The organism is Streptomyces durhamensis (assembly GCF_000725475.1).
GTDB lineage: Bacteria > Actinomycetota > Actinomycetes > Streptomycetales > Streptomycetaceae > Streptomyces > Streptomyces filipinensis.
In genome coordinates this window covers 1-21,344 of the sequence record NZ_JNXR01000024.1, presented here as the reverse complement: position 1 = coordinate 21,344, position 21,344 = coordinate 1, and the positions used below count along the sequence as shown (strand labels likewise).

The following is a 21,344-nucleotide window of genomic DNA, read 5'->3' as shown; positions in this document are numbered from 1 at the left end:
CCGGAAAGGTCTGCCGGAAAGCTCGCGGCGTCCGGTGCTGGGGCACCTCCCACACCTTTCGGGCTGCGGGGGAGCATCGCAAGGCGGAGCATCGCCCGCGTACCGGATGTACTCGGGTGGTGCGACAACACGGCGAGGTGCCGTACCGGGCGTCGCGAGCCGGTGAACCTTTCCGGCCGCAGCACCAGCGGTGCCGCGGATCGTAGGGCCCTGTGCCCGATGAGCGGGCCGGCCCGCCGTTCGTCCCGAGCGCTCGCCGCGTCAAGTGCCCGCCGGTCCCGGGACGTTCCGCCGCCCACGGCGCAAGGGCGCGGCCGGCCGCCCGGCGGGCCGCCCGCCTCCGTCGGGACCGTGACCCCGGTCACCGCCGTCCTGTGCCCACAGCCACTCCTCAGGGCGCTCGGGGCTGCCGGTAAAGTGGCGGCGTCGTCATCACACCCGTACGGGGGGAAGCCGGTGCAATTCCGGCGCTGACCCGCAACCGTCAACCATCCCGAGGATGGTGAGCCGGACCGCCCCGGGCGGGACGTTGACCGGCTCGCGTACCCGGCGGTCCGCCGGGTACGGCACCGTCGAGGTTTACGGAGCCGAGCCGCCCGGGGGTCCCCGTGCGCTGCCGGTTCCCCGCAGGAGAGGCAGTCGCCGACCATGAACGTCCGCCGCAGTGCCGCGGCTCTCGCCGCCGTAGGCGTGCTGGCCGCCGCCGCGCCCGCCACGGCCGCCGGCCCGTCCCCGTCTCCCAAGGTCGCGATCCCGTCCGGGCTGTACGGCACGTCCGACCCGACGTACGACGGTGTGTGGCGCCAGTCGCTGACGCTGGTCGCCCAGCGGACCCTCGGCTACCGGCCGGCCGCGAAGGCCGTGGACTGGCTCGCGGGCCAGCAGTGTGCCGACGGCGCCTTCGCCGCCTTCCGCGCCGCTCCCGCGAAGGCCTGCGACAGCAAGGTCACGGTGGACACCAACAGCACGGCCGGCGCCGCGCAGGCCCTGAAGGCGGCCGGCGGGCACGACGCCGCCGTCGGCAAGGCGGTGGCCTGGCTGAAGTCCGTGCAGAACAAGGACGGTGGCTGGGGCTACTACCCGGGCGGGGCCAGCGACACCAACTCCACCTCCGTCGTCATCGGCGCACTGGCCGCCGCCGGCACCGACCCGGCGGACGTGCGCACGTCCGGCAAGTCCCCCTACGACCTGCTGGCCGCCATGTCCCTGTCCTGCGACCGGGACGGCGGCGCCCTCGCCTTCCAGCCGGACAAGAAGGGCGAGAAGGCCGCCAACGCGGACGCCTCGGCGGCCGGTGTGCTCGGCGCGCTCGGCAAGGGGTTCGTCGCCCAGGCCGGCAAGGCGCCCGCGCACGCCGCCTGCACCGACGCCGCCCACCCCGCTCCCGCGCAGATCGCGGACAACGCCGGCGCGTACCTGGCGGCGACCGTCGCCAAGTCCGGCCATCTGCAGTCCACGCTGCCCGGCGCCAAGGACCAGCCGGACTTCGGCAACACGGCGGACACGGTCGTCGCGCTCGCCGCGGACGGCCGCACCGAGCAGGCGAAGGCGTCGTACGCCTGGCTGGAGAAGAACGCCTCCCAGTGGGCCGTGCAGAGCGGTCCGGCGGCGTACGCCCAGCTGATCCTCGCCGCGCACGCGGTCGGCGCGCAGCCGGGTGACTTCGGCGGCACGAGCCTGGTCCGCTCGCTGAACGAGCTGGGCCCGGCCCCGAGCATGGACTCCTCCGCACAGGCGACCAAGAAGTCCGAGGACTCCGGGAAGTCCGGCTCGGGTCTCGGTGTGTGGTGGTTCGTCGGTGTCTGCCTCGTCGCCGGCATCGGCGTCGGCTTCCTGCTCAGCGGCCGCAAGAAGCGCCAGCCGTGACGGCGGTCCGCCGCGCCGCGAGTCTGCTGTGCGCCACGCTGGTCGTGCTGGCCGGGGCCGGACAGGCGCACGCCACCGGCTACCGCTACTGGTCCTTCTGGGAGCGGACGGGCGGGCACTGGACGTACGCCACGCAGGGCCCGTCGACGGCCCGCCCCGACGACGGCGCCGTGGAGGGCTTCCGTTTCGCGGTGAGCGCGGACTCGGCGGACGCGAACCGGCCGCGCGGCGCGGCGGACTTCGGCACCATCTGCGCGGGGACGCCCGCCCGGTCCGGTACGAAGCGGGTGGCCCTGGTCCTCGACTTCGGCACCCCGGCGGACGCGCCGTCCGGCGAGACACCACCGGCGCGCCGCACGGCCTGCGCGCGGGTGTCCGCCGACGCGACGAGCGCGGAGGCGCTGGCCGCGGTCGCCCCACCCCTGCGCTACGACACCAACGCGCTGCTGTGCGCGATCGCCGGGTACCCGAAGAAGGGGTGCGGTGAGCAGGTGTCGGCGTCGTCGGGCGGGAAGTCGCTGGAAAAGAGCGGTGGTTCGGACGACGGCGGTTCGGACGACGGCCCCTCGCTGGGTCTGCCCATCGGCGCGGGAGCGGTCGCAGCGCTGGCGGGCGCGGCGGCGTGGCAGGCACGGCGGCGACGCGATGGCTCCGCCTGACCGCGGTCCGGCGGGAGCCGACCGCGCGGTGCCCCTCGCCCCCGGGGAGCCGCGGTACCGCCGCGCGGCGCGGCGCCCCACCCCCGCCCGCACACCGCACCGGACCGTCGTTCACCCCGGTGCCTGGTGGCTGTGGTCGCTTTCCCTCGGTACCGCCGCCACCCGCACCACCAACCCCCTCCTCCTCGCCCTCCTCATATCCGCCTCCGCCTACGTCGTGGCCACGCACCGCGGTGCCACCCCCGCCTCCCACGCCTACACCGCCTTCGCCCGGCTCGCCCTCGCCGTCCTCCTCGTCCGCCTTCTCTTCGCCGTGGCGCTCGGCTCCCCGATCCCCGGCACCCACGTCCTCCTCACCCTCCCCGAAGTCCCGCTCCCGCACTGGGCGCAGGGCATCCGCCTGGGCGGAAAGGTCACCGCCGAGGCGCTCGTCTTCGCCGCCTACGACGGACTGAAGCTGGCCACCCTCCTGATCTGCGTCGGCGCGGCGAACGCGCTCGCCGGCCCCACCCGGCTGCTGAAGTCCCTGCCCGGCGCGCTGTACGAGACCGGTGTCGCGGTGGTCGTCGCCCTCACCTTCGCCCCGCACCTCATCGCCGACGTCCAGCGCCTGCGCGCCGCCCGCCGCCTGCGGGGCCGGCCGGACCGGGGCCTGCGCGGCCTGCTGCAGGTCGCACTGCCGGTGCTGGAAGGCGCGCTGGAACGCTCCGTGGCCCTGGCCGCCGCGATGGAGGCCCGCGGCTACGGCCGCACCGCCGAGGTCCCCGCCCGCGTCCGCCGGACGACGGCCGCGCTCACCCTGGGCGGCCTGCTCGGCGTGTGTGCCGGCACCTACGGGCTGCTCACCGCGGAGGGCGGCACGTACGGCGTCCCGCTGCTGCTCGCCGGTGTCGTCGCCGCGCTCGCGGGGCTACGGCTCGGCGGCCGGCGTTCGCTGCGCACGCGGTACCGGCCGGACCCGTGGGACGCGCGGGCCTGGCTGGTCGCCGGTTCCGGCGCCGCCGTGGCCGCGCTGCTGACGCTCGCCTCGGCCCGCGACCCGGAGGCCCTGCATCCCGGTGTCGTCCCGCTCGTCACCCCGGCCCTCCCCCTGTGGCCGGCCGCGGCCGTCCTGCTCGCGCTCGTCCCCGCGTTCGCCGTACCCCCCGTCTCCGCCTCCGCCCCCGAGGAGCCGTCGTGATCCGCTTCGAGGATGTCAGCGTGACGTACGACGGGGCCGCGGAGCCCACCGTCCGGGGTGTCGGCTTCGAGGTCCCGGACGGCGAACTGGTGCTGCTCGCCGGCCCGTCGGGGGTGGGCAAGTCGACCGTGCTCGGCGCGGTGAGCGGGCTGGTGCCGCACTTCACCGGCGGCACCCTGAGCGGCCGTGTCACGGTGGCCGGCCGGGACACCCGTACCCACAAGCCGCGCGAACTCGCCGATGTCGTGGGCACGGTGGGGCAGGACCCGCTCGCCCACTTCGTGACCGACACGGTGGAGGACGAACTCGCCTACGGCATGGAGTCGTTGGGGCTCGACCCGCAGGTGATGCGGCGCCGGGTGGAGGAGACCCTCGATCTGCTGGGCCTCGCCGGACTGCGGGGTCGTCCCATCGCGACCCTCTCCGGCGGGCAGCGGCAGCGGGTGGCGATCGGCTCGGTCCTCACCCCGCACCCGCAGGTGCTGGTCCTGGACGAGCCGACCTCGGCGCTGGACCCGGCCGCGGCGGAGGAGGTCCTGGCGGTGCTCCAGCGCCTGGTGCACGACCTGGGCACGACGGTCCTGATGGCCGAGCACCGGCTGGAGCGCGTGATCCAGTACGCCGACCGGGTCGTCCTGCTGCCCGGCCCCGGCGAAGCGCCCGTCGTCGGCACCCCGGCCGAGGTGATGACCGTCTCCCCCGTTTTCCCGCCGGTGGTCGACCTGGGTCGCCTGGCGGGCTGGTCCCCGCTCCCCCTGACCGTGCGCGAGGCCCGCCGCAGAGCCGGTGACCTGCGAGAACGCCTGATCGCCTCCGCTGGGGGCGGTTCTGTCGCGTCGGGGCCGGACGCGCCCCGCGGCGCAGCCGCCTGTCGCTACGGCTCCGCGCCCGTGGCGGACGCCGCCCCCACCGCCGTGGCCGCGGGCCGCCGGCGCCTCTTCGGCCGCCGCCCCGCGCCCGCCCCACCGACGCCGCACCCGCACATCGCCGAGGTCCACTCCCTCTCCGTCCGCCGCGACCGCATCGACGCCCTGCGGCAGGTGGACCTGACGGTCACCCCGGGCGAGACCATCGCCCTCATGGGCCGCAACGGCGCCGGAAAGTCCACCCTTCTCGGCTCGCTCGTCGGCCTGGTGGCGCCGACGGCCGGATCCGTCACCGTCGGCGGGGCCACCCCCCACCGCACCACCCCCCGCGACCTCGTCCGCCGCGTGGGCCTCGTCCCGCAGGAACCCCGCGATCTGCTGTACGCGGACACGGTGGCCGACGAGTGCGCGGCGGCCGACCGGGACGCGGAAGCCCCGCCCGGCACCTGCCGGACCCTGGTGTCCGGGCTGCTGCCGGGGATCACGGACGACACCCACCCCCGCGACCTGTCCGAGGGCCAGTGCCTCGCGCTCGCCCTGGCGGTCGTCCTGACCGCCCAGCCGCCCCTGCTGCTGCTCGACGAGCCGACGCGCGGTCTGGACTACGCGGCCAAGGCCCGCCTGGTGACGGTGCTGCGCGGGCTCGCGGCCGAGGGGCACGCGATCGTGCTGGCCACGCATGACGTGGAGCTGGCGGCCGAGATCGCCCACCGGGTGGTGCTGCTCGCCGAGGGCGAGGTGATCGCCGACGGGCCGACGGCGCAGATCGTCGTCTCCTCGCCGTCCTTCGCGCCGCAGGTGACGAAGATCCTCGCCCCGCAGCAGTGGCTCACCGTGGCCCAGGTACGGGAGGCCCTCGGATGAGTGGCGCACGGCTGCACGCCGTCCGTCTCGGCTCCCGCTCGCTCGCCGCGCTGGCGCTGGTGAGCGCGGTCGGTGTGGTCGCCTTCTGCTGGCCCTTCCTCGCTCCGCCCGGCTCGGGCCTGAGCGCCCACGCCGAGGACGCGCCCTGGCTCTTCGCGGGTCTGCTGGTGCTGCTGGTCGCGGTCGTGGCGGCGACGATCTCCGAGTCGGATCTCGGTCCGAAGGCCGTGGCCATGCTGGGCGTGCTGGCCGCGACCGGGGCCGCGCTGCGGCCGGTCGGCGCGGGTACGGCCGGGATCGAGCCGATGTTCTTCCTGATGGTGCTCAGCGGGCGGGTGCTGGGCCCCGGCTTCGGCTTCACGCTGGGCTCGGTGACGATGTTCGCGTCCGCGCTGCTCACGGGCGGGGTCGGGCCGTGGCTGCCGTTCCAGATGCTGTCGATGGGCTGGTTCACCATGGGCGCGGGGCTGCTGCCGGGGCCGGTGCGGCTGCGGGGGCGCGGTGAACTGCTGCTGCTGGCCGGTTACGGCTTCCTCGCCGCCTTCGCCTACGGCACGGTCATGAATCTGGCGGGCTGGCCGTTCATGGGCGCCTCCGCCTCGGGCATCTCCTTCGACGCCCATGCCTCCGTCCCGGCCAACCTGGCCCGTTTCGTCGCCTACTGCCTGGCCACCTCCCTCGGCTGGGACCTGGGCCGGGCCGTCTGCACGGTGGCGCTGACCCTCGCGCTCGGCCCGGCCGTGCTGCGCGCGCTGCGCCGGGCCACCCGGCGGGCCGCGTTCGAGACCGCGGTCACATTCGACGAACGCGGTGGGTGAGGGGTCGTGTCCGCGGGGTGAGGGAGCCGGTGAAGCACCCCACATGACGCACGTCACCTACGATACAGGGCCGTAGTGCCAAATGTCCGATACGTCCCTTCGTGCACCCCTTCCGACCTGGGCTTTGAGAGCCACGCCACAGGGCCGACGATTGCCGCGGATCCGGCCACAACTAGTAAAAGGGGTCATTGCGGACCGGCTGCGCGGCTGCTTGTCTGGATGACGTCGCCAGGCGCCACGAGCCCTCAGGGCCGCGGCGCCGACGCATGCGGCCACAGCACGTGGTCCCTCCCATGCGGGCGATCCCCTGTCCCCGACGCAAGAGGTTCTCCGTGTCCGTCTCCTTCATCCGCCGCATCGCTTCCCCGAAGAAGGCCCTCACCGCCGCCGCCGTGGCCGCCGCCACCGCCGGTATGGCGCTGTCCGCGGCGCCCGCCCAGGCCGCCCCGGCCGCGGCCTCCTCCGCCCAGGCGATCGCGCACAAGATGATCCCGGACGCCGCGCAGTTCAACGCGTTCAGCAAGATCGTCGAGCGGGAGAGCGGCTGGAACCCGGCCGCCACCAACAGCTCCTCCGGCGCCTACGGCCTGGTCCAGGCCCTGCCGGGGTCGAAGATGGCCTCCGCCGGTGCCGACTGGAAGACCAACCCGGCCACCCAGATCAAGTGGGGCCTGGACTACATGAACTCCCGCTACGGCAGCCCGGCCAAGGCCTGGAGCTTCTGGCAGGCCAACGGCTGGTACTGAGCCGACACCCAAAGCCCCTGACGGCGGCGGCCCGATCCCGGGCCGCCGCCTTCGGCGTTCCCGCACCCGCGCATGGTCAACTGGAGCGGTGAGCGCAGCGGAGGAGGCATCGGCGGCCGGGAGGCGCGATCCCGAGGTGCGGGGGCTGCGGCTGGTGGTCGTGCTGCTGGTCCTGACCGTGGTGAGCGGTCTCATCGACGCCGTCAGCTATCTGGGCCTGGGCCGGGTCTTCACCGCGAACATGACCGGCAACGTGGTCGTCCTGGGCTTCGCCGCGGCCGGCGCGCCCGGCTTCTCCGTCCCGCACACGGCCACCTCGCTGGCCTGCTTCCTGCTCGGCGCGGCGGCGGGCGGCCGGGTGGCGGCCCATGTCGCGGCCGGCTCCCGGCGCCGGTGGACCCGGCTGACGCTGGCCGCGGAGGCGGTCCTGGTCGGCGCCTCGGCCGCGGTGGCCTTCGCCTGGCCGCACACCACCGGCACCCGGTACGCCCTGATCGCCCTGACGGCGTTCGCGATGGGCCTGCGCAACGCCACCGTCCGCAAGCTGGGCGTCGCCGACCTCACCACGACCACCGTGCTGACCATGACCCTGACCGGCCTGGCCGCCGAGTCCCGCCTGGGCGACGCCACCAGCCGGCGCTCGCCGCGCCGCGCGGCCGCGGTGATCGCCATGCTCGCCGGCGCCTGCCTGGGCGCCTGGCTGGTCCTCCACCGCGGTCTCGGCATCCCGTTGCTGATCGCGGCGGCGGCGTCGGGCGTGCTGGCGGTGGCGGCATCCGGCCGGGAGTGAGCCGCGGGGGCCCGGACCTCGGGGGAGGCGGGAACGGGGCGTCGGGACAGGGGTGCTCCCGCCTCCCTCGGGGTGGGCCGACCGCCCTGGTCAGCCGGTGGTCACCCGGAGCTCCTTGACGCCGTTGATCCAGGCCGAGCGCAGCCGGCGGGGCGGTTCGGCGAGCCGCAGGTCCGGCATCGCGCGGGCGATCGCGGTGAAGATCAGGTCGATCTCCAGGATGGCGAGCGACTTGCCGAGGCAGTAGTGCGGGCCGCCCCCGCCGAAGCCCAGGTGGGGGTTGGGGTCGCGGGTGATGTCGAAGGCGTCGGGGTCGGTGAAGACCTCGGGGTCGTGGTTGGCGGAGGCGTAGAAGAGGCCGACGCGATCGCCCTTCCTGATCCGGACCCCGCCCAGGTCGGTGTCCTGGGTGGCCGTCCGCTGGAAGGCGTTGACCGGAGTGGCCCAGCGCACGATCTCCTCGGCCGTCGTCCCGGGCCGCTCCCGCCGGAACAGCTCCCACTGGGCGGGGTGGGTCAGGAAGGCGTGCATCCCGTGTGTGATGGCGTTCCGGGTGGTCTCGTTCCCGGCCACCGCCAGCATCAGCACGAAGAACCCGAACTCGTCGGAGTTGAGGTTGCCCTCGTCCTCCGCCGCGACGAGGGTCGTGACGATGTCGCGCGCCGGGCACTGCTTGCGCTCGGCGGCCATGTTCATCGCGTAGGCGATGATCTCGGCGGCCGACTGCGCGCCGACCTCCTCGGTGATGGCGTACTCGGGGTCGTCGTAGGCGATCATCCTGTTGGACCAGTCGAAGATCTTGGACCGGTCCTCCTGGGGGACGCCGATCAGCTCGGCGATGGCCTGCAGGGGCAGTTCGCAGGCGACCTCGGTGACGAAGTCGAAGGGGCCCGAGCGGGCGCGGGCACCCGCCACGATCGCCTCCGAGCGCGCCCGGAGCCGATCCTCCAGGGCCCGGATGGAGCGTGGCGTGAACCCGCGCTGCACTATCTGCCTCACCCGCGTATGTTCCGGGGGATCCATGTTGAGCAGGATCAGCCGCTGGGCGTCGATCGCGTCGCGCTGGATGTGCTCGTTGAAGCGGATGATCGCCGTGTTGAGGGTGGAGGAGAAGAGTTCCGGGTGCGTGGAGACGTACCTGACGTCGGCGTGCCGGGTCACGGCCCAGTAGCCGGCGTCGGCGAAGCCCGCGAGGCCGTCCGGCTGCGGGATCCAGCGGACCGGCTCGGCGCGGCGCAGCTCGGCGAACTCCGGCAGGGGCACGCGGTGGTGCAGCAGGTCGGGGTCGGTGAAGTCGAACCCGTCGGGCAGCGCTGGACAGGGCATCGGTGACTCCCAGCCATCTGACGGTCCATCAGCGATTGTCGTGAACGTAGTAACGGGTTCTAGAAGTGGCAAGGGGTACGGCACCGCCAATCCGTGCGGAGTTCGTGCAGATCGCGGCTTCCGCGCCTGCAAGACCCTTGCGGTGACGGACATCACGTCAGCAGACTGCACACAGAACTAGAACGCGTACTAGTTCTGGAGGAGAGCCCTCTCGGAGAGGACCCGCACCCATGGCCGCCGAACCCGTGATCGTCGAAGCCGTCCGCACCCCGATCGGCAAGCGCGGCGGCGCGCTCGCCAATCTGCATCCCGCCTATCTCCTGGGCGAGACCTACCGAGAACTCCTCGGCCGCACCGGCATCCCCGCCGACGCGGTCGAGCAGATCGTCGGCGGCACGGTCACCCACGCCGGCGAGCAGTCCATGAACCCCGCGCGCACGGCCTGGCTGACCATGGGGCTGCCGTACGAGACGGCCGCCACGACCGTCGACTGCCAGTGCGGCTCCTCGCAGCAGGCCTCGCACATGGTGGCCAACATGGTCGCGGCGGGCGTGATCGACGTCGGGATCAGCTGTGGTGTCGAGGCGATGTCCCGGGTGCCGCTGGGCTCCGGCTCCAAGCACGGCCCGGGCAAGCCCTTTCCCGACGAGTGGAACGTCGACCTCCCCAACCAGTTCGAGGCGGCCGAACGGATCGCCCGGCACCGGGGACTGACCCGCGAGGACGTCGACGGCCTCGGTCTGCGGTCGCAGGAGCGGGCCGCGACCGCCTGGGCCGAGGAGCGCTTCAAACGCGAGACGTTCGCGGTCCAGGTCCCGACCACCGAGGAGGAGCAGCACGCCGGGCAGGGCATGTGGCGGCTGGTCGACAAGGACGAGGGCCTGCGCGACACGTCGGCACAGGCGCTGGCCGGGCTCAAGCCGGTGATGCCGAGGGCGGTCCACACGGCGGGCAACTCCTCGCAGATCTCCGACGGCGCGGCGGCGATCATGTGGGCGTCGAAGCGGATGGCGCGCGCCCTGAAGCTGCGGCCGAGGGCCCGGATCGTGGCGCAGGCGCTGGTGGGCGCCGACCCGCACTTCCATCTGGACGGGCCGATCGACGCCACGCGCGCGGTGCTGGGCAAGGCGGGGATGTCCCTGAAGGACATCGACCTGGTCGAGATCAACGAGGCCTTCGCGTCCGTGGTGCTGAGCTGGGCCCGGGTCTTCGAACAGGACCTGGACAAGGTCAACGTCAACGGCGGCGCGATCGCGCTGGGCCACCCGGTGGGAGCGACCGGGGCCCGCCTGATCACCACCGCCCTGCACGAGCTGGAGCGCGCGGACAAGGAGTTCGCACTCGTCACCATGTGCGCGGGCGGCGGCCTGGCGACCGGGACGATCATCCAGCGGCTGTGACCACGGGGTGCGGCCGGGCGACGGGCAGGGCCTCCACCCTGCCCGGGAAGGTCTCCAGGGCGGCCGGGCGCCGGTAGCCGGCCGCCCGGTGCGGTGCGGTGCGGACGCCCGGTTGCCCGCCCGGAGCGCGAGAAGGATCACAGCGGGGCACCGGAATGCCTCGCCAGGAGGGGGCAGACGTACCTGCGTACACGCCATTTAGCTGCACTGTGCAGCTACTCGCGTACGCGACGTAAGGGGCCGAACGCCGCCTATGGTCGCTTTTCGGCCCGTTTTCCGGCAGCGCCGCCGCACGGACCGCGCCCCTGTCCCCGTCGAAAGGTAGGCGAGCCCCATTTTGGCGACCGCCACAGCCGTCTCCCCGTCCCTGAAGACCCGCCGCGCCACCCAGGCCCGCGACGTCACCGTCACCGACCCCGCGCTCGTCAAGCGGGCCGTGAAGGCCGCCGCGCTCGGCAACGCCATGGAGTGGTTCGACTTCGGCGTCTACAGCTACATCGCCGTCACGCTGGGCAAGGTCTTCTTCCCCTCCGGCAACCCCACCGCGCAGCTGCTGTCGACGTTCGGCGCCTTCGCGGCGGCCTTCCTGGTCCGGCCGCTCGGCGGCATGGTCTTCGGCCCGCTGGGCGACCGCGTGGGCCGGCAGAAGGTCCTCGCCGTCACGATGATCATGATGGCGGTGGGCACGTTCGCGATCGGTCTGATCCCGTCGTACACGTCCATCGGCGTGGGTGCCCCGCTGCTGCTCCTGGCCGCCCGGCTGGTGCAGGGCTTCTCCACGGGCGGTGAGTACGCGGGCGCCTCGACCTTCATCGCGGAGTACGCCCCGGACAAGAAGCGCGGCTTCTTCGGCAGCTGGCTGGAGTTCGGCACGCTGGCCGGCTACATCGGCGGCGCGGGTCTGGTCACCGTGATGACCGCCCTGCTGTCCTCCGAGGACCTGCTCTCCTGGGGCTGGCGGATCCCGTTCCTGATCGCCGGTCCGATGGGCCTCATCGGCCTGTACCTGCGGATGCGGCTGGAGGAGACCCCGGCGTTCGCGGCGGAGGTGGAGAAGGCGGAGGCCGCCCGGCCGAAGGTACCGCTGCGCGAGATGGTGGCGGGCCAGTGGAAGGCGCTGCTGCTGTGCATGGGTCTGGTGCTGGTCTTCAACGTCACCGACTACATGCTGCTGTCGTACATGCCGAGCTACCTCACCAGTGAGCTGAAGTACGACGAGACGCACGGCCTGCTGGTCGTGCTGGGCGTGATGGCGCTGATGATGATCGTCCAGCCCTTCGCGGGCGCGCTGACCGACCGTGTCGGCCGCCGCCCGGTGATCGCGGCGGGCTGCGCGGGCTTCCTGTTCCTGTCGATCCCGGCCCTGCTCCTGATCCGCCAGGGCAGCCTGCTCGCCGTCGCCCTGGGCATGGGCGCGCTGGGGCTGCTGCTGGTCTGCTTCACGGCGGCCATGCCGGCCGCGCTGCCCGCCCTCTTTCCGACGCGGGTGCGCTACGGGTCCCTGTCCATCGGGTTCAACGTGTCCGTGTCCCTGTTCGGCGGGACGACTCCGCTCGTCGTGACCGCGCTGATCGGGGCGACGGGGAACATGATGATGCCCGCGTACTACATGATGGCCGCCGCTGTCGTGGGCGGTTTCGCGGTGTGGCGCATGTCCGAGTGCGCCGGGCGGCCGCTTCCCGGGTCCGCGCCGTCGGTGGAGGGCCGCCAGGCGCCGTAGAGGCGTCTCGCCGGGGCCGGAACCGATCACCCGGGCCGCACGTCTGTTGCCCTGTGAAACACGCGCGCGTACGCATCCTCACCCTCGTCCTCGCCCTCCTGGGCATCCAGCTGAGCTGGTTCATCGCCCCGGCCTACGCCTGTGGCTGCGGGGCGATGGTGCCGGACCCCTCGGCGCGGATATCCGTCGCCGAGGAGCAGTCGGTACTGCGCTGGGACGGCCGCCAGGAGCAGATCGTGATGCGGCTGACGGTGAACGGCGACGCGCATCACGCCGCCTGGATCATGCCCGTCCCGCACCGGGCCGCCGTCCGCCTCGGTGATCCCGCCCTCTTCGACCAGCTGGCCCACGCCATCCAGCCGGTCCACCGCACCCGGTACCACTTCTGGCCGGAGAACGGTGAGTGGCCCTTCGACGACTCCGACACCGCCGCCGACGCCGCCGCACCGCCCGCCGCCGGCGCCGTCGGCGTGGTCGACCGGCAGCGGCTCGGCCCCTTCGACGTGGCCCGGCTGACCGCCACCGACCCGGCCGCCCTCGGCGACTGGCTGCACGCCCACGGCTTCTCGCTGCCCGCCCGGCTGAAGACGGCCCTGCAGCCGTACGTCGACCGGCACTGGGAGTACGTGGCCGTGCGGCTCGCCCCGGACACGGCCGGCACCGCGCTGCACGGCGCGCTGGACCCGATCCACCTGACCTTCGCCGCGAACGCCCCGGTGTACCCGATGCGGCTGTCCCGCCTGGCGAGCCTCCCGCAGTCCCTCGGCCTGTACGTCCTCGCCGCGCACCGCATGCGGACGCGCTCGACGATCGGCGGGCTGGAGCCCGAGGTGGTCTTCGCCGGCCGCCTGCGCACACACGACAGCAGCAGCCTGGGCAAGCTGACCGCCGGGACGCCGTACCTCACCGCGCTCACCCAGCGGTTCCCCGACCCCACCCGCATCTCCGGCGACCACGAGCTGCGCCGCGCCGCCGCCGACACCCCGGTCCAGCAGGTGGTGTACGAGGACGAGCTGCGCGAGGTCGCCGGGATCCCGCTCTGGCTGCTCACGGTCGGCGGCTTTCTCCTCCTGGCCGGCACCGCCGTCGCCCTGATCGTCGTACGGCGCTCGCGGCGGCCGGTGATTCCGCCGCCGCCCGTGCAGCCTCCGCCGCCGATCGCCCCGTCGGCGCCCCTCGGCTGAGACGATGCGGGGGGAAGGGCAGACACTCGGGAAAGGCAGCAGGAGCATGAGCGACTCCCAGCTCTGGGACGACGTCGACGCGTACTTCACCGGTCACCTGGCACCCGACGACGAGGCGCTCCGGGCGGCCCTGCGGGAGAACGAGGCCGCCGGACTGCCGCACATCGCCGTCACGGCGGCACAGGGCAAGTTCCTCCAGCTGCTCGCCGAGGTGCAGGGCGCGCGGCACATCCTGGAGATCGGCACACTCGGCGGCTACAGCACCATCTGGATGGCCCGCGCCCTGCCCGAGGACGGCAGACTCATCTCGCTGGAGTACAACGCCCGGCACGCCGAGGTGGCCACCCGGAACATCGCCCGGGCCGGTCTGGACCGGATCGCGGAGGTGCGGGTGGGCCCGGCCCTGGAGTCGCTGCCCAAGCTCGCGGACGAGAACCCGGCCCCCTTCGACCTGGTGTTCATCGACGCCGACAAGGCCAACAACGCCCACTACGTGGAGTGGGCGCTGCGACTGACCCGCACCGGCAGCCTGATCGTCCTGGACAACGTGGTGCGCGGCGGCCGGGTCCTCGACGCGGGCAGCGCCGAGCCCGACATCGTGGGCACCCGGGCCGCGATCGAGCTGATCGCCTCGCATCCGCGGCTGAGCGGCACGGCGATCCAGACGGTCGGCAGCAAGGGCTACGACGGGTTCGCGGTGGCCCGGGTACTGGACTGAGCGCCGCCCGGTGCGATCCGGCGCGGCGGCTCAGACCTCGTGGTAGAAGCCGACGTTGACGCTGCGCGGCGCGGTGCGGTCCTGGACGACGACCTCGCCGGACCCGCCGCGCGGCAGCCGTACGGTCGTGCCGTAGCCGACGGTCTGCGCGTACTCCCCGACCACCAGCCGCACTTCGGCGGAGGGCTCCGCCTGGGAACCGCGCAGCCAGGTCAACTGCCAGCCGCCGTCCGGGCCGCACAGGAACTCCAGGTGCGCCCGGGAGACGAACAGCCAGTCCTCGGGGGTGACCAGCCGGCACACGGACGCGTCCCTGCCGATCCGGAGCACCGCGCCCGGCTCGCTCGGCGCGTCGGCCATCGTCATGCCGGCCGTGGCGCCCGCGTCGGCCCCGGAGACGGTGGCCATGGTGAGTTCGAGCACGTGCGTTCCCCCTGTGACGTCCCTGCACGGCGGCCGGATTGTCGTGCCGCCGCCGCATGATAGAACGCTCCGCGGGGCCGCGTCCGGCACAATGGGCTCATGACCGAACGAAAGCCACCGGGCGTGCCGTTCGAGACCTGGGTCGACAAACAGATCCGCGACGCGCAGGGGCGCGGTGAGTTCGAGCGACTGCCGGGCGCGGGCGAGCCACTGCCCACCGGAGTCGACTCCACCTACGACGAACTGTGGTGGATCAAGCGGAAGATGGCGCGCGAGGGCCTGTCGATGCTGCCTCCCGCCCTCGCCCTGCGCAAGGAGGCCGAGGACGCGCTCGCGGCGGCCTACGCGGCGCCCTCGGAGCGGATCGCCCGGAAGCTGATCGAGGACGTCAACGTCAAGATCAAGGACATGATGTTCAAGCCGCCGCCCGGCCCCCCGCTGGGGAAGAAGCCGTACGACGTCGAGGAGGTCGTACGCGAGTGGCGGCGGCTCAGGGCCGCCGCCGAGGGCGGGGTGCCGGGGTCGTCACAGGTGTAGCAGGCGCCCGGCCAGTTCCCGGTAGTCGCGCAGGGCCAGCCTGAGCTGCTCGGTGTCGGTCTCGGAGCCCGGGCCGCGGTCCTCGGAGGCCTCCCAGGAGCGGCGCAGCGTACGCCGCCGCCGGTCCACGGCGTCGCCGAAGCGGGCCACGATCTCCTCCAGCGCCCGATCGGCCTCCTCGACCGCGCCCCGGGGCTCGTCCACGAACCCGGCGGCCAGCTGCCGCATCCGCCGCTCCCACCGATCGGTCTCGTCGTGCGGCAGGAGGGGGGCACCGGCACCGGAGGGTGCGGGAGCCGTCTCACCGACGCCGCCGGAGCGGCCACCGGGTGCCGGTGCGGTCGGCCAGGTGTCCGGCGCCGGGGACTCGGCCGAGGACGCCTCGCGTGCGCCCCTCTCGTCAGGGGAGGGAACGCCCAGCCCGTCGTCCGGCATGGGGCTCTCGCCGGGCAGCCCGTCGTCGCGCCTCGCCGGACTCTGCCCGCGCATGCCGCTCTCCCCTCGCATCCGGCTCTCCGACACCGTGCCGCTCCCCCCTGTCATCCGCCCCTCCCCCGGCATCCCGCCGGCGCCGCCCGTCCCGGACGCCAGGTCCTCCGTACCGGGCCGCAGCCCCTCGGACCCGGTCTCGGCCCGGGTTCCGGAATCGGGCCCGGTCCACGGTGTCTCCTCGTCAGGCGTCCCGCGACCCCCGCTGCCGGCGCCCGCCGGGCCCGGCGGACGCGGGGGTGTGTCCTCGGGGGTGCGGTCGTCGGCCGTCAGGCCCTCTCGTCCGGGGCCGGTCGAGCCCGCACCGCGGGAGGGTGTCGGCGCCGGGGGCGGCGGCTCGCCGGGCAGCCGTTCCTCCGGCCGGGGTTCCCGCGCCGTGTGGCGCCCCGGTGCCGTGTCGTCCTCGGGGGTCCAGTCCTCGTCCGGTGGCGGAGTGAAGCGGCCGCCGGTACCGCTCGTCCTGTCCGACATGACGCTCAGCTCTCCTTCGGACGGCTTCTGTCGAGCACCCACGGGGCGTGTGAGCGGCTGCCGGCGGGGGTCGCGCGGTGGCGGCCCGTCTCCCGGTCGGGGTGGGTCAGGTCGTCGAAGAGTTCGCGGGCGCCGATGAGGGCCGTGCGCATCTCCTCGGTCCCGGCGCCCGACTCGGTCACCCCGTCGCTCGCCCCGGTGCGGGCCACCCGGTGCACCTGCCGGTAGCCGTCGACGTGGTCGGCGTGGTGCACGGACAGCGCGGCGAGCTGCTCCTCGTAGCGCCCGCCGTCCGGGTAGCCGCGCGCGACCGCGAGTTCCGCGAGCAGCCGGTCGGCCTCGGCCACCGCCTGCCGCGGCGCGTCGACGAAGTGTTCCTGTACGGCCGTCCAGCGGGCCGTGTACTGCTCGCGCCCGGCCGGATCCAGCGGCCGTTCCCGCAGGTCTCCGTGGCGTTCGACGCGCTCGGTCAGTTCCCGTTCGGCGGCCTTGGCGTCACCGTCGTGCAGGGCCACGGCCCGCTCGTACTCGGGCCCGAAGCGCCGCTTCAGGGCGGGACCGCCGCGCCGGTCGCGGCCGCGCAGGATCAGGGCGGCTGCCGCGCCGACGACCACGACCGCCACGATCACGATCAACACGATCATGCCAGTGGACATGGTTGCCTTCCGCTCGGGCCGGCCCCACTGGCCGGCTCCCCTTCCGGGTCACCCGGAAGGGGAGCCACAAACGGCGGTCAGTCGGCGAAGCGGCGCAGTCCGGTCACCGACCAGACCGTCGAGATCCGCCCGTCCACCACCTCCAGCAGGTCGATCCCGCTCTTCTGGAAGCCGTCCGCCAGGGTGACGTACCAGCAGCAGGCGACCCGGCCCAGAGTGGTGTCCACCAGCGGCGTCCCGTCCACGGCGTAGCGCAGTCCCGGCCGGTCCTCGCGGAAGGCGGAGACCAGCTGGACGATCCCGGCCGGGCCGTGCACCTCGTCGGTGACCGCGCCCCGCTCGGGGTCGTTGCCGAAGCGGATGCGGAAGCCGGGCGCCAGGAAGGCCTCCGGGTCGCTGAGGTCGCCGTTCCACAGGGCGGTCCAGCGGTCGAACAGGGCGATACCGGTCGCGGTGGTCAGCGTGCTGTGGGTGGAGTGGGAAGTCGTTGTCATGGGCCCAGCCTGTGCCCCGCCCGCGACACCCCCCTGTCGGTGATTGCCGTCACATCGCGGTCGCCGCGTCGAGCGGCACGACGTCGGAGCCGAGGGTGTCCAGGGCGGCGAGGTCCACGGCGCGGTCCGGGGCCCGCTCGTCGAGGGCCGTCGCCGCACGCACCCGGTCCAGGCGGAAGCCACGCGCCGCGTCCCGCAGCCGGCACCAGCCGGCCAGGTACCAGTGCTCCGTTCCGCCGAGGAAGCCGAGCGGTTCCACGTCCCGGGCGGTGATCCGGCCCGCCGCGTCGGCGTACTCCAGGCGCAGCACCCGGCCCGCCGTCAGCGCCTCCCGCAGCACGGCGGGCACCACGGGCCCGGCGGGCCGCTCGGGCCGGGCCGCCGGGACGAGCAGCCTTACCCGCCCGGTCAGTTCGGCCGCCGCCCGCCGCTCCCGCCGCGGCATCACGGCCAGCACCTTGTGCAGCGCGCTGCGGGCGTCGGCCGCGAAGGGCGTCGCGGCCAGCGCGTGCAGGCCTACGGCGAGGGCGGTCGCCTCGGCGGGGGTGATGGTCAGCGGCGGCAGCGTGCGCTCCGGGTCGAGGACGTACCCTCCGGTGCGGCCCGGCTCGGCGTGCAGGGGCACCCCGGACTGCTGCAGCGCGGCCAGGTCGCGCTCGATCGTGCGGACGCTGACCTCGAAGCGCCGGGCGAGCGCGCGGGCGCTGCGGGGGCGGGGAGCGGCGGCGCGCAGCTCCTCGACGAGGGCGTAGAGACGGTCGGTGCGGTTCACGGCAGACAGTCTGCGCAAAATCGCTCGGCGGCGCGGCGCCGGCCGCCGACAATGTCCGGCATGACGTGGACGATCGCCCCGGAACCGTACGACTCGCCGGTCGCGGCCGCGCTGTGGCGGGCGTACTACACGGAGGTCAGCGACCGCTGGTATCTGCTGCACGAGGGCCGCCGGACGGACCCGGAGGAGCTGGAGCGGGAGATCGCGGCCCTGCCCGGAACCGAACTCGCGCCGCCCACCGGGCAGTTGCTGGTGGGACGGTACGGCGGCGAGCCGGCCGGTTCGGCGGGCGTACGGCTGCTGGCGCCGGACACGGCGGAACTGACCCGGGTGTTCGTGTACGAGCAGTGGCGCGGCAGGGGCGGCGCCGCCCTCCTCGTCGGCGCCGCCGAGCGGGCCGCCCGGGCCCTCGGCGCCCGCCGGCTGGTCCTCGACACCCGCGGCGACCTGGTCGAGGCCCGCGCCCTGTACGCCCGCCTCGGCTACACGGAGACCGGACCGCACAACGACGACGCCTACGCCGAGCACTGGTTCCGCAAGGAGCTGGCGGTCAGCTGACCTTCGCGGCGTCCGCCTTGTGCGGGCGTTCGCGGTCGGTGCCGCACAGTTCACCGGTGAGTTCCCTGACGAGCTGTGTCAGGTCGGTCGAGCGGCCGGGCTGCCACCAGTCGCCGAGTAGTTCGGCGAGGGACTCCTCGCGCGCCTTGGCGAGGTGTTCGGCGACCTCGCGGCCGGACCGGGTCAGATACAGGTCCAGGCCCCGGCGTTCGGCGAGGTGCCGCTCCTCGACCTGGCGGGCGGCGGCGAGGACCGCCTCCAGCGGGACGGGGCTGCGCTCGGCGAGCACGCCCGGCTCCACGGAGCCGTACTTGCGGATGCGCAGCAGCATCCAGCTGGCGGCGGGCAGCAGGTCGTACCCGGCGCGTTCGCCGATCTTCTGGTAGACCTCGCGGCGGCCCTCGCGGGTGCCCAGCAGGGACAGGGCCCGGCAGCACTCGTCGTAGGAGGAGCGGGCGACCGGGTTGGGCGGGATGGTCTCGGAGACGTCCGGCGCGGTGACCGAGCCGCGCAGCCGGTCCTCCTTCAGGAACCAGGCCAGCAGGAAGCCGAGGACGGCGACGGGGGCGGCGTAGAGGAAGACGTCGGTGATGGCGGAGGCGTACGCGTGCAGGGCCGCCGGGCGCAGGGCGGGCGGCAGGGCGGCGATGCCGCGCGGGTCGGACTTGAGGGCGTTCGGGGAGACGCCGGGCGGCAGGCTCACGCCCCGGAGGGCGGCGGCGAGTTTGTCGCCGAGGCGGCCGGCGAAGACCGTGCCGAAGATGGCGACGCCGAACGAGGCGCCGATGGAGCGGAAGAAGGTCGCGCCGGAGGTGGCGACGCCGAGATCCTCGTACGACACCGCGTTCTGCACGATGAGGACGAGCACCTGCATGACCAGGCCGAGTCCGAGGCCGAAGACGAAGAAGTAGACGCTCATCCCGGCGGTGGAGCTGTGCTCGTCGAGCCGGTGCAGCAGGAGCAGGCCGATGGCGGTCACGGCGGTGCCGGTGAGCGGGAAGACCTTCCAGCGGCCGGTGCGGCTGACGATCTGCCCGGAGATCGTGGAGGACAGCAGCAGGCCGGCCACCATGGGCAGCATGTGCACGCCGGACAGGGTCGGTGAGATGCCGTGCACGACCTGCAGGAAGGTCGGCAGATAGGTCATCGCGCCGAACATGGCGAAGCCGACGATGAAGCTGATGACGGCGGCGAGGGTGAAGGTGCGGATGCCGAACAGCTTCAGCGGCAGCACCGGTTCGGCGGCCCGGCGCTCGACGGCGACGAACGCCACGGCGAGCAGCACCCCCAGCAGGGCGAGCCCGATGATCTGGGGCGAGCCCCAGGCCCAGGTCGTACCGCCGAGGGAGGCGACCAGGACCAGGCAGGTGGCGACGGCGGCGATCAGGGCGGTGCCGAGGTAGTCGATGACGTGGTGGGCGGTGCGGCGCGGGATCCGCAGGGCGGTGGCGATCACGGCGAGCGCGACCACGCCGACGGGCAGGTTGACGTAGAACACCCAGCGCCAGCTCAGGTGCTCGGTGAGCAGTCCGCCGAGCAGCGGTCCCAGCACACTGGTCGCCCCGAACACGGCCCCGAACAACCCCTGGTACCGCCCGCGTTCGCGCGGCGGCACGAGGTCGCCGACGATCGCCATGGACAGCACCAGCAGCCCACCGCCGCCCAGTCCCTGCAGCGCGCGGAAGCCGATCAGCTGGGGCATGTTCTGCGCCATGCCGCACAGCGCCGAGCCGATCAGGAAGATGACGATGGCCGTCTGGAAGAGCCTCTTGCGCCCGTACTGGTCGCCGAGCTTGCCCCACAGCGGGGTCGCGGCGGTCGAGGCCAGCAGATAGGCGGTGACCACCCAGGACAGGTGTTCCAGGCCGCCGAGGTCGCTGACGATGGTGGGCAGCGCGGTCGACACGATCGTCTGGTCGAGGGCGGCGAGCAGCAGCCCGAGGAGCAGCGCGCCGATCGGGACGAACACATTGCCGGGGACGTGCTCGCCGGCCTCCGCCTCCTTGTGCGTGCCGTGCGTGTCCAGGGCCATGGAGACCTCCCGGGGCTCGGGTGCACCTTCCATCGTGGTCGGTGTCACCGTTTATGGCCTGTTGAGTCCCGCGTTTCCGGCGACGGATGTGGAGAACGTGCGCATAGTCTCGGAGGTTCGTGAGGGGAGGGGCGAACACATGACTGATTCCGAGGATCCCGGGGGTCGTACCTGCCCGGCGTGCGGGGCACCGAGGGGCCGGGACCACAGCCCGTCCTGCGACTGCACCGAACGCGCCGCCGAGGCCCTGCGCGAGACCCGCTCGGCCGAGGCGGCAGCGGCGGAGGACTTCGACCCGCTGCGGATACGGCCGTACGTGGAGGTCGAAGAGGGCCGCCCGGTACCGGGCGCGCCCCGTGTGCCGTCCGACGCGGAGACCCGGCCGGTGCCGGCTGTCGAGGCCACCCTGCCGCTGGGGCCAGTGGCGGGGCCGAGCGCGGCCGGCCCGCGGACGTCCGGGGGCGGCGGGCGGCACGGGACGGGCGGGCCGGGTGCCGGCGGCGCCGACGAACCCGGTGCGGCGGAGCCACCGGCCGACGGGACGTCCCTCCGGCGGTCGCGCCGTACGGTCCTGCTGGCCGTCACGGGCGCCGGGATGACGCTCGTGGCGGCGGCCGGGTTCGCGAGCGGGCTGTTCTCGTACCATCCGCCGTCCCGGGACCGGGCCGTCCAGGAGGTCAGGGAGAGCGTCCCGGAGGTGAACACACCGAGCCAGGCGTCACCGACGACGCCTTCCCACCCGCCCGCCCTGCCCCGCTCGCCCGTGCCGTCGCCC

At 73.8% G+C, this 21,344-nt stretch carries 20 protein-coding genes, 1 pseudogene and 1 riboswitch; of the genes and pseudogenes, 14 read left to right on the top strand and 7 right to left on the bottom strand.

The window, feature by feature from the left end; translation table 11 throughout:
• Positions 1–386 precede the first annotated feature (386 nt).
• Positions 387–535, top strand: a riboswitch (cobalamin riboswitch).
• Between the two features lie 113 nt (positions 536–648).
• The 7 genes from IO33_RS0130945 (at position 649) to IO33_RS0130915 (ending at position 7,789) form a co-directional block, all read left to right on the top strand.
• Complete coding sequence (locus IO33_RS0130945; protein WP_031171057.1) at positions 649–1,866, top strand: SCO2321 family membrane protein; 1,218 nt, start codon at positions 649–651, stop codon at positions 1,864–1,866.
• Positions 1,863–2,525 carry an SCO2322 family protein gene (locus IO33_RS0130940; RefSeq protein WP_031171054.1) on the top strand — a complete coding sequence of 221 codons (663 nt, stop codon included), beginning with the start codon at positions 1,863–1,865 and terminating at the stop codon, positions 2,523–2,525. Before IO33_RS0130945 ends, IO33_RS0130940 begins: the two co-directional genes overlap by 4 nt.
• Entirely contained in the window at positions 2,512–3,705 is a 1,194-nt protein-coding gene (locus IO33_RS0130935) for a CbiQ family ECF transporter T component (RefSeq protein WP_107069420.1), read from the top strand. Before IO33_RS0130940 ends, IO33_RS0130935 begins: the two co-directional genes overlap by 14 nt.
• Positions 3,702–5,435, top strand: coding sequence for an ABC transporter ATP-binding protein (locus tag IO33_RS0130930; RefSeq protein ID WP_031171050.1), 1,734 nt, complete (start codon positions 3,702–3,704; stop codon positions 5,433–5,435). The genes IO33_RS0130935 and IO33_RS0130930 overlap by 4 nt, the downstream gene beginning before the upstream one ends.
• Positions 5,432–6,253: an ECF transporter S component gene (locus IO33_RS0130925; RefSeq protein ID WP_031171048.1), complete on the top strand. Its 822-nt coding sequence runs from the start codon at positions 5,432–5,434 to the stop codon at positions 6,251–6,253. Before IO33_RS0130930 ends, IO33_RS0130925 begins: the two co-directional genes overlap by 4 nt.
• A gap of 332 nt (positions 6,254–6,585) precedes the next feature.
• Complete coding sequence (locus IO33_RS0130920; protein WP_031171047.1) at positions 6,586–6,999, top strand: aggregation-promoting factor C-terminal-like domain-containing protein; 414 nt, start codon at positions 6,586–6,588, stop codon at positions 6,997–6,999.
• Between the two features lie 88 nt (positions 7,000–7,087).
• Entirely contained in the window at positions 7,088–7,789 is a 702-nt protein-coding gene (locus IO33_RS0130915; RefSeq protein ID WP_051927077.1) for a YoaK family protein, read from the top strand.
• Positions 7,790–7,879: 90 nt separating this feature from the next.
• Here the strand turns inward: IO33_RS0130915 and IO33_RS0130910 are convergent, their stop codons facing one another.
• Positions 7,880–9,115 carry a cytochrome P450 gene (locus IO33_RS0130910; protein WP_031171045.1) on the bottom strand — a complete coding sequence of 412 codons (1,236 nt, stop codon included), beginning with the start codon at positions 9,113–9,115 and terminating at the stop codon, positions 7,880–7,882.
• 230 nt (positions 9,116–9,345) lie between these two features.
• On the opposite strand from IO33_RS0130910, the gene IO33_RS0130905 reads away from it, so the two are divergent.
• The 4 genes from IO33_RS0130905 to IO33_RS0130890 all read left to right on the top strand — a co-directional run bounded on the left by IO33_RS0130905 (position 9,346) and on the right by IO33_RS0130890 (position 14,137).
• Entirely contained in the window at positions 9,346–10,515 is a 1,170-nt protein-coding gene (locus IO33_RS0130905; protein WP_031171043.1) for a steroid 3-ketoacyl-CoA thiolase, read from the top strand.
• Between the two features lie 337 nt (positions 10,516–10,852).
• On the top strand, positions 10,853–12,235 hold the full coding sequence (gene proP, locus IO33_RS0130900; protein WP_031171041.1) for a glycine betaine/L-proline transporter ProP: 1,383 nt from the start codon (positions 10,853–10,855) through the stop codon (positions 12,233–12,235).
• Between the two features lie 53 nt (positions 12,236–12,288).
• Positions 12,289–13,419, top strand: a complete 1,131-nt coding sequence (locus tag IO33_RS0130895; RefSeq protein ID WP_031171039.1) for a DUF2330 domain-containing protein — start codon at positions 12,289–12,291, stop codon at positions 13,417–13,419.
• A gap of 46 nt (positions 13,420–13,465) precedes the next feature.
• Positions 13,466–14,137 (top strand): O-methyltransferase, encoded by a 672-nt coding sequence (locus IO33_RS0130890; RefSeq protein WP_031171037.1) that lies wholly within the window; start codon positions 13,466–13,468, stop codon positions 14,135–14,137.
• A gap of 30 nt (positions 14,138–14,167) precedes the next feature.
• Here IO33_RS0130890 and IO33_RS0130885 read toward each other — a convergent pair whose 3' ends face one another.
• Positions 14,168–14,560 (bottom strand): FHA domain-containing protein, encoded by a 393-nt coding sequence (locus IO33_RS0130885; RefSeq protein ID WP_031171035.1) that lies wholly within the window; start codon positions 14,558–14,560, stop codon positions 14,168–14,170.
• Positions 14,561–14,659: 99 nt separating this feature from the next.
• Between IO33_RS0130885 and IO33_RS0130880 the strand changes: the two genes are divergently transcribed.
• The gene (locus IO33_RS0130880; RefSeq protein ID WP_031171033.1) at positions 14,660–15,097 is read left to right on the top strand and encodes a DnaJ family domain-containing protein; all 438 of its coding nucleotides are present in this window, start codon (positions 14,660–14,662) and stop codon (positions 15,095–15,097) included.
• Here the strand turns inward: IO33_RS0130880 and IO33_RS54200 are convergent.
• The 4 genes from IO33_RS54200 to IO33_RS0130860 all read right to left on the bottom strand — a co-directional run bounded on the left by IO33_RS54200 (position 15,086) and on the right by IO33_RS0130860 (position 17,979).
• The gene (locus IO33_RS54200; protein WP_390981986.1) at positions 15,086–16,057 is read right to left on the bottom strand and encodes a hypothetical protein; all 972 of its coding nucleotides are present in this window, start codon (positions 16,055–16,057) and stop codon (positions 15,086–15,088) included. The genes IO33_RS0130880 and IO33_RS54200 overlap by 12 nt on opposite strands.
• A gap of 5 nt (positions 16,058–16,062) precedes the next feature.
• Complete coding sequence (locus IO33_RS0130870) at positions 16,063–16,713, bottom strand: hypothetical protein (protein ID WP_031171028.1); 651 nt, start codon at positions 16,711–16,713, stop codon at positions 16,063–16,065.
• 77 nt (positions 16,714–16,790) lie between these two features.
• A complete protein-coding gene (locus tag IO33_RS0130865) occupies positions 16,791–17,207 on the bottom strand; it encodes a nuclear transport factor 2 family protein (RefSeq protein WP_031171026.1) in 417 nt (138 codons plus the stop codon).
• Between the two features lie 49 nt (positions 17,208–17,256).
• Positions 17,257–17,979 carry a helix-turn-helix transcriptional regulator gene (locus IO33_RS0130860; RefSeq protein ID WP_037686404.1) on the bottom strand — a complete coding sequence of 241 codons (723 nt, stop codon included), beginning with the start codon at positions 17,977–17,979 and terminating at the stop codon, positions 17,257–17,259.
• Positions 17,980–18,039: 60 nt separating this feature from the next.
• On the opposite strand from IO33_RS0130860, the gene IO33_RS0130855 reads away from it, so the two are divergent.
• A complete protein-coding gene (locus tag IO33_RS0130855) occupies positions 18,040–18,537 on the top strand; it encodes a GNAT family N-acetyltransferase (protein ID WP_031171022.1) in 498 nt (165 codons plus the stop codon).
• Here the strand turns inward: IO33_RS0130855 and IO33_RS0130850 are convergent.
• Positions 18,530–20,569, bottom strand: coding sequence for an MDR family MFS transporter (locus IO33_RS0130850; RefSeq protein ID WP_031171020.1), 2,040 nt, complete (start codon positions 20,567–20,569; stop codon positions 18,530–18,532). The genes IO33_RS0130855 and IO33_RS0130850 overlap by 8 nt on opposite strands.
• A gap of 139 nt (positions 20,570–20,708) precedes the next feature.
• Here IO33_RS0130850 and IO33_RS0130845 point away from each other — a divergent pair.
• Positions 20,709–21,344, top strand: a pseudogene (locus IO33_RS0130845) (peptidoglycan-binding protein); the annotation flags it as partial.

What these genes read in the sequence shown, in the direction of transcription:
- IO33_RS0130905 (WP_031171043.1), top strand. Translation starts at nt 9,346, where the DNA reads ATGGCCGCCGAACCCGTGATCGTCGAAGCCGTCCGCACCCCGATCGGC.
- IO33_RS54200 (WP_390981986.1), bottom strand. Translation starts at nt 16,057, where the DNA reads ATGTCGGACAGGACGAGCGGTACCGGCGGCCGCTTCACTCCGCCACCG.
- IO33_RS0130880 (WP_031171033.1), top strand. Translation starts at nt 14,660, where the DNA reads ATGACCGAACGAAAGCCACCGGGCGTGCCGTTCGAGACCTGGGTCGAC.
- IO33_RS0130865 (WP_031171026.1), bottom strand. Translation starts at nt 17,207, where the DNA reads ATGACAACGACTTCCCACTCCACCCACAGCACGCTGACCACCGCGACC.
- IO33_RS0130935 (WP_107069420.1), top strand. Translation starts at nt 2,512, where the DNA reads ATGGCTCCGCCTGACCGCGGTCCGGCGGGAGCCGACCGCGCGGTGCCC.
- IO33_RS0130890 (WP_031171037.1), top strand. Translation starts at nt 13,466, where the DNA reads ATGAGCGACTCCCAGCTCTGGGACGACGTCGACGCGTACTTCACCGGT.
- IO33_RS0130870 (WP_031171028.1), bottom strand. Translation starts at nt 16,713, where the DNA reads ATGTCCACTGGCATGATCGTGTTGATCGTGATCGTGGCGGTCGTGGTC.
- IO33_RS0130850 (WP_031171020.1), bottom strand. Translation starts at nt 20,569, where the DNA reads ATGGCCCTGGACACGCACGGCACGCACAAGGAGGCGGAGGCCGGCGAG.
- IO33_RS0130855 (WP_031171022.1), top strand. Translation starts at nt 18,040, where the DNA reads ATGACGTGGACGATCGCCCCGGAACCGTACGACTCGCCGGTCGCGGCC.
- IO33_RS0130925 (WP_031171048.1), top strand. Translation starts at nt 5,432, where the DNA reads ATGAGTGGCGCACGGCTGCACGCCGTCCGTCTCGGCTCCCGCTCGCTC.
- IO33_RS0130910 (WP_031171045.1), bottom strand. Translation starts at nt 9,115, where the DNA reads ATGCCCTGTCCAGCGCTGCCCGACGGGTTCGACTTCACCGACCCCGAC.
- IO33_RS0130945 (WP_031171057.1), top strand. Translation starts at nt 649, where the DNA reads ATGAACGTCCGCCGCAGTGCCGCGGCTCTCGCCGCCGTAGGCGTGCTG.